This is a genomic window from Pseudomonas sp. SDO55104_S430 (genome assembly GCF_054070595.1).
Genome location: NZ_JBSVXG010000071.1, coordinates 22,205 through 28,297 on the forward strand (window position 1 = coordinate 22,205; position 6,093 = coordinate 28,297).

Genomic DNA, 6,093 nt, shown 5'->3' on the forward strand with positions numbered 1-6,093 from the left:
CAATCGCGAGCAGGCTCGCTCCCACAGGGGGCGGGGGTGTACTGAAAATTGGGTCACAACACAAAATCACTGTGGGAGCGGGCTTGCTCGCGAAAGCGCAGTGTCAGGCACCACAGATGTCGACTGTGTCGACGCCTTCGCGAGCAAGCCCGCTCCCACATGGGGGATTGGGGTGTGCTCAAAATGGGGTCCCAACACAGGACCACTGTGGGAGCGAGCCTGCTCGCGATGAGGCCCGCACATTCAGCGCAAACATCAGGTATCGACCTGCACCACCTCAATCCCCAACGCCCGGTAATCCTCGACATTGCCCGACGCCACCTGCCGCTCGGTGATCAGCGCATGCAATCGCGTGCAAGGCGCAACCACAAACGGCTCAACCGCCCCCAGCTTGTCCGCCGTGGTCACCGCAATCACCCGGGCCGCGCTGTCGAGCATCGCCTGTTTCACCGGCACTTCATCAAAATGCAGGGAGCTGATGCCCACTTGCGGATGGATCGCGCAAACCCCGGTGAACAACAGGTCGGCTTTGATCCCTTCAAGCAAACGCAGGGTTTCATGGCCGCCGGCCGACATCGTCGCCGGATTGACCTGACCGCCCGCCAGAATCACTTTCACCCCCTTGTACTCGGACAACGTGATCGCCGTCATGGGCGATGCCGTGACCGCGGTAAAGCAAATATCCGCCGGCAACGAGCGCGCGATCTGCAAGGTCGTGGAGCCGGAGTCGAACATCACGGTCTGGCCGTTCTCCACCCAACTGGCGGCCAATTGCGCCAACCGGGCCTTCACCTCGTCGGTTTCGCTGACACGGGTGAAGTAGTCCTTGCCGGTGTCCTTGGGCCGCGGCAGTGCCCCGCCGTGCACCCGCTGCACCAGGCCGGAGGCGTCAAGTTCGGCCAGATCGCGGCGAATGGTGTCTTCGGACACGGCGAAATGCTGGCTCAACTCCGAAGCCATGACCTTGCCGTCGCGTTCGAGGATCAGGAGGATTTTCTGTCGGCGCAGATGAGGAAGCTCTGCCGGAGAATGCTGCTCGTGCATGTTTTCGCCCGTTTATGCATGAAATTGCGTGTTCGTGCGAGATTAGCCAAAGCTTTGGGCAAACACAAACCGTCCTTCGCGCAAAGGCGTGCCAGGTATCATTTCTTTCGATCTTTCAAATCAAGAAGCGGAATTTTTTATTTGCCCTGCCGCTGTTCAAAATGGCGCCATCAAAAATGTACTGGATGGAGTCGCCATGAATCTCAATTTCGCTTTCGCCTGCATGATCGTGGTCTCGTTCACCATCGCCCTGGTGCACACCTGATCGGCAAAAACCCGCTACTCTGCAGGCCCCCTTCCGGCAGAGTCGCACCATGGTTTTCGCCATTGTCAGCAACGGCACCCTTGTCACACCCGCAGAACCCGACACCTCGGTACCCTGGTGGAGCTTCGGCAAAACCGTACTCGCCGCCACCGCCTTGACCTTGGTGCGCGATGGTTTGACCGGTCTTGACGACCCTGTGGCCGAAGGGCCTTTCACTCTGCGTCAGCTGCTGCGCCATGAAGCGGGACTGGCGGATTACTCCGAACTCGCCGACTACCACAGCGCCGTCGCCCGCCACGACTACCCCTGGCCCGCCGATGACCTCCTTGAACGCCTAGATGCCCGCCGGCTGCGCTACACGCCGGGAGATGGCTGGCGTTACTCCAATGTCGGTTACCTCTACGTCACCCGCCTGATCGAGCGTGTGACCGGCCTTGCGCTGGAACAAGCCCTGACCCGACAAGTATTCAATCCCCTGCACCTATCCCGCGTACGCCTGGCCAAAACCCGCGCCGACCTGCAAGGCGTGGATATGGGCAGCGCGCCAGACTACGACCCGGGCTGGGTCTACCACGGCCTGCTGGTCGGCCCGCTCGATGAAGCGGCCCTGTGTCTGGATCGGGTGCTGAGCGGGACCCTGCTCCCTCCTGAACTGCGACGCGAAATGCAAACCGCCCGTCCATTAGGTGGCCCGATTCCCGGGCGTCCGTGGACGACACCGGGCTATGGAATGGGTCTGATGCGAGGCGAGGAATCCAACGGCCGAACGTTAAGCGGTCACACGGGCGTTGGACCCGGCAGCGTGGTAGCGGTTTATCGCTGTGTGGGCGGGGACAAATCGGCGAGTTGCGCGGTATTTCACGCGGGCGGGAATGAAGGGGCCGTCGAGTTCGACGTGGTTGAACGCCTTTCTACATCTCTGCACCGCCCTCTGTAGGAGCGAGCATGCTCGCGATGGATGACCAGACACCGCGGGAAAACAGACAGCCCACGTCATCGTTGACGACCATCGCGAGCATGCTCGCTCCTACAGGGGCCAGTGTCAGTTGCTGGCTACGTGGTCGGCAGTGCCCGAAGTCATCAGCACTTTCAACGAGGCATCGAACTGCTTCAGCGCATTGACCTGCAACTCAGTCTGCTGGTTGATCTGCGCCGCAATCTGCGGTGCGGCCTTGCCCTTTACCCACACCGACGGCATCTGCTGCGACTGCGAGCCTTCGGCCTGGCCGATGTATTGCAGGTTGGCGTCATAGAACTTGGCCATGAACCGCGCGTCGACTTGGTTGTTTCGCTTGGACACCAGACGGCTGTAGGTGTCGAGCATCACCACCACATCAGGATGGGCCTGCACCGCCGCGTCGAGGCTGTCATAGACGGTCACCGACGCGAATTGCTTCTGCAACGAACCCATCAGCCAGTTGATCGCCCGCTTCGGATCGGAACTGTCGACGAACGCCTTGGCGATCTGCTGATTCATCTCAGGATTTTTCGCGCCGTTGACCGCCACCGCGTGGTAGTTCTGCAGGTACTCCTGGGTGCCCAGGGTATTTTCGCTGTAGAGCACCGCGACGGTTTTCGCCTTCTGCAAGCTGGTGCCACTGTCGGCGATGGGCAGGAAATGGCACGCGGGATCGGCGGCAACAGCCGGTGCGGCAATGGCAACGCTTGTGCTGAACACGGCGACAAAAGCCAACAGGGTCGAAATTTTCATCGCGCTGATTCCTTCAAAGGCGAGATCGATATGAAGCTATCTTCCTCTGATGACAGAAAAACAGAACTTGCATTGCTTAATGATAGCTATCGAGCAAATGAATGGTTGGAATCAGCGCAACATTCCGATGGCCCGCCGATACTTCTCGATACGCTCCAGATCCTCCCAACCCGGCTGCGCGATCCGCGACAGATCACTGTTCTCCTCAAGATCCGCCAGTTTCACCACCCGGCTAATCGGGTTCTGCGCCGCCCGGGCGATGAAATCCTCGTAGGCTTCCCCCGGACGCTTGGTCAGCGAATCGATGGCCGCCAGCACGGTTTCGCTGAAACCCTCCTCGCGCAGTTCGTCCAGACCGATGTCGCAGTCCTCGACCACATCGTGCAACACCGCGACGATCCGCTCTTCCAGGCTGGCGACCTTGAGCATCACCCGCAGCGCATGAAGGATGTACGGCGAGCCGCCCTTGTCGACCTGGCCCGTATGGGCGCCGGCTGCAATGGCGATGGCGTGTTCCAGTGTCTGGGTCATTTCGGTTCTCCCTGATTGATACGTTCCGGTTACATCGAGGTGTTGCGCCTGTTACCTCAGCGCCGCGCTTGTCACTTCTGCGCCGCCCGGCCGCCCCCTAGAGTATGGCCGTCGGTGTGAATGCGGGGAAACCGGTTGTCGGCCCTGATCCACGTCGATCCCTTAATCACGGAAGAGGTGAAATCATGAGTTTCGTCAAAGTGGAAAAAAACCAGGCCAGCGCCCCGTCGGAAGCGGACATGAAAAAAGCCATGACAGAAGCCGGCGGTGTTCCGGGCGAGTGCACCGGCACCAATGCCGCCCGGACCCTGACCTTCACTGGCGTGATCAGTCACACGGTGTACGAAAACAAACTGATCGAAGTCGCCAAGGGCAAACGCACCAGCTGGAATTTCGTCTGGGCCGACGCGCAGGCCGCCTGATGTGACTGCGGGGCGGCCAATGGTCGCCCCGCAGCCTTGAACCACTGATACAACCCCGTTACCCGCCTGTAACGCCGAGATACTTAGACCCCCTGCCCCTCGCGCCTAGAGTGAAGCCCTCGATGAGACGCCGGCGGCACTGCCCGCCGCTCTTCGATCGATTCATTCACATGGCAACACCACCAAGGAAGAGGACCACCATGAGCAAATCCATCGCTGTCAGCCAGACCAGCCAGCAGCTTCACAATGATGTGCAAGAAGCCGTCAAATCGATCATGGGTGCAACGCAACTGAAGTCGTCGGACTACAACAAAGTCCTGAGGTCCGCCCTGGCGGCTTCGCAGAAAACCGTCACCATCGAGATCGCCCCGGGCGATCTGACCCTGCTCAAGAAGTCCGGCTACAAGCTGTGCTTCGCCAAGAAAGTCGGCACCGCGGACTACAACGTGGTCTGGCAGTCCTACACCGCGTACCTGAGCAACAATGAATTCAGCTGGACCCCGATGTATCAGATGTTCGCGTCCAACGTGTTCAAGGAAAACGTGCAGGTCAAAGTCTCGACCAATATCGTCAACATTGGCCTGGGGCAAACCTCGACCCTCGATGAACACGGCCTGCTGAGCCCGGCGGTGACCGGTGGACCGGATGTCTCCGTGACCTTCGTCAACGATTACGCGCCGATCCATCCGGGGATCAACCAGCTATCCACCGGCATCGATGGCAATCAGGTCAGCACGCCGATCTATGTGGCGGTGGATCAGGTGGTCACCGGCAAGACCGTGTTGACCCCCGTGGAAACCATCCTTGTGTGGTTCGAGCAGAACGTACAGACGAGCACCATGTTCAGTACCTCACGCTCGAAGGCGATCGAAATCGACCTGACGTACGAAAACACCGCCGGTCGCCTGTATGAAGACGGTAAGTGGAAAACCATATAACCAGTGCATCGGGGCAACCTTGCGGTTGCCCCTTCCTATTCATCCAACGCACCACGGGCAAAATACCCCGCCAACGACTGGCAGATCGATCCCGCCAGATCCTCCTGGGTCGCAATCCCGTACGGCTGATTGCGATCGAACTGCGCCGACCAGCGAATCCTCCCCTGCGCCACGTCCACCAGGCGCAATGACGCGCGCACCCGCGCAGGCTCGACCCGCACGCTGCCTTCCAGGCAATAGCTGTAGCGCCCGCCCCGGTCCGTTTCGGCCACTTTGGCGCTGCCGCGGGGCACGCGCATCAGCACATGACCGGCGCCGGTTGAGGCCTGCTCGAAGGACTCGAACAGCCGGCAACTCAACTCCTCGCACAGACCGCGGGTAAAGTCATCCCCCTCACGGGTGAGGCAGGTGAACGGCTGAATCTGCAGAATCGGTCGGCGTCCGCCAGGGCTCTTGGGCCGCAGCCGTTGATAGGCCAGGCGATAACAGCCGGGCGGGATGCTCAGGCGTACCGGGTCCTGCTGGCCGTTGCTGGCGTAGTGCGCGGCGAGCTTGCGCCGCAATCGCCCCACCTGGACCCGCACCACCGGATCGTCCCCGGTGCAATACACCGCCGGATCGCGACGGAACACCGCGATGCCGATGGCGTGTTCGGTCAGTGGCGGGCTGGAGGCATGCAGGTCGTGTTCCACCAGAAAGCGCAACAGGCTGCCCATGCGTCGGGACTTGGCAAACAGCGGGCTACCCAGCAATGACGCCAGGACCCGCTCCACCTCTTGTTGATCGAGCGCGTCGGGAATGGCGTCCGCACTCGTCTGGGCAATGTGTTTGATCACCATCGCCTGCCTCCGTGCAGGTTATCGACAGAAAGGATGTCGTACTCCGTGTTTTCCCTTGCAACGAGGGCCACCGTGGGCACCGGCGCTGCAACGTCCAAGCGTAGCAGCCGTGGGAAGATCGGCAGGCGTTTGCACTGATAGCAACCTGACATCCGACGAACGTTGAAATGAGCGTTTGCTCGCGGGGTGCGAGTAATGAGCCTGCAACAGTCACTATTACCGTCCGCAGGTTTGCCCCAAATCCCTGTAGCAGCTGGCGAAGCCTGCGTTCGGCTGCGCAGCAGTCGTAAAACCTGAGTGCGAGGTTTACCTGAAACACCGCGTCAGCTGATTTCACGACTGC

8 protein-coding genes are annotated in these 6,093 nt (G+C 60.5%); 4 read left to right on the top strand and 4 right to left on the bottom strand.

Features of this window, described 5'->3' with window-relative positions:
* Positions 1 to 255: 255 nt before the first annotated feature.
* Positions 256 to 1,044 carry a DeoR/GlpR family DNA-binding transcription regulator gene (locus ACW9JE_RS14785; RefSeq protein WP_224534721.1) on the bottom strand — a complete coding sequence of 263 codons (789 nt, stop codon included), beginning with the start codon at positions 1,042 to 1,044 and terminating at the stop codon, positions 256 to 258.
* 88 nt (positions 1,045 to 1,132) lie between these two features.
* On the opposite strand from ACW9JE_RS14785, the gene ACW9JE_RS14790 reads away from it, so the two are divergent.
* Positions 1,133 to 1,309 (top strand): hypothetical protein, encoded by a 177-nt coding sequence (locus ACW9JE_RS14790; protein WP_175380105.1) that lies wholly within the window; start codon positions 1,133 to 1,135, stop codon positions 1,307 to 1,309.
* A 49-nt stretch (positions 1,310 to 1,358) separates the two neighbouring features.
* The gene (locus ACW9JE_RS14795) at positions 1,359 to 2,246 is read left to right on the top strand and encodes a serine hydrolase domain-containing protein (RefSeq protein ID WP_457433155.1); all 888 of its coding nucleotides are present in this window, start codon (positions 1,359 to 1,361) and stop codon (positions 2,244 to 2,246) included.
* 105 nt (positions 2,247 to 2,351) lie between these two features.
* On the opposite strand, the gene ACW9JE_RS14800 is transcribed toward ACW9JE_RS14795, so the two are convergent.
* Entirely contained in the window at positions 2,352 to 3,020 is a 669-nt protein-coding gene (locus ACW9JE_RS14800; protein WP_224534725.1) for an ATPase, read from the bottom strand.
* Positions 3,021 to 3,131: 111 nt separating this feature from the next.
* Positions 3,132 to 3,551, bottom strand: coding sequence for an HD domain-containing protein (locus tag ACW9JE_RS14805; RefSeq protein WP_224534727.1), 420 nt, complete (start codon positions 3,549 to 3,551; stop codon positions 3,132 to 3,134).
* Positions 3,552 to 3,736: 185 nt separating this feature from the next.
* On the opposite strand from ACW9JE_RS14805, the gene ACW9JE_RS14810 reads away from it, so the two are divergent.
* Positions 3,737 to 3,973: a hypothetical protein gene (locus ACW9JE_RS14810; RefSeq protein WP_224534729.1), complete on the top strand. Its 237-nt coding sequence runs from the start codon at positions 3,737 to 3,739 to the stop codon at positions 3,971 to 3,973.
* Between the two features lie 200 nt (positions 3,974 to 4,173).
* Entirely contained in the window at positions 4,174 to 4,911 is a 738-nt protein-coding gene (locus ACW9JE_RS14815) for a hypothetical protein (protein WP_224534731.1), read from the top strand.
* 35 nt (positions 4,912 to 4,946) lie between these two features.
* On the opposite strand, the gene ACW9JE_RS14820 is transcribed toward ACW9JE_RS14815, so the two are convergent.
* Positions 4,947 to 5,750, bottom strand: a complete 804-nt coding sequence (locus ACW9JE_RS14820) for a hypothetical protein (protein WP_457433156.1) — start codon at positions 5,748 to 5,750, stop codon at positions 4,947 to 4,949.
* Between the last annotated feature and the right edge of the window lie 343 nt (positions 5,751 to 6,093).

Excerpts from the sequence above, each read along its gene's own strand:
- ACW9JE_RS14815 (WP_224534731.1), top strand. The coding sequence starts at position 4,174 with ATGAGCAAATCCATCGCTGTCAGCCAGACCAGCCAGCAGCTTCACAAT.
- ACW9JE_RS14800 (WP_224534725.1), bottom strand. The coding sequence starts at position 3,020 with ATGAAAATTTCGACCCTGTTGGCTTTTGTCGCCGTGTTCAGCACAAGC.
- ACW9JE_RS14785 (WP_224534721.1), bottom strand. The coding sequence starts at position 1,044 with ATGCACGAGCAGCATTCTCCGGCAGAGCTTCCTCATCTGCGCCGACAG.
- ACW9JE_RS14795 (WP_457433155.1), top strand. The coding sequence starts at position 1,359 with ATGGTTTTCGCCATTGTCAGCAACGGCACCCTTGTCACACCCGCAGAA.
- ACW9JE_RS14820 (WP_457433156.1), bottom strand. The coding sequence starts at position 5,750 with ATGGTGATCAAACACATTGCCCAGACGAGTGCGGACGCCATTCCCGAC.
- ACW9JE_RS14805 (WP_224534727.1), bottom strand. The coding sequence starts at position 3,551 with ATGACCCAGACACTGGAACACGCCATCGCCATTGCAGCCGGCGCCCAT.
- ACW9JE_RS14810 (WP_224534729.1), top strand. The coding sequence starts at position 3,737 with ATGAGTTTCGTCAAAGTGGAAAAAAACCAGGCCAGCGCCCCGTCGGAA.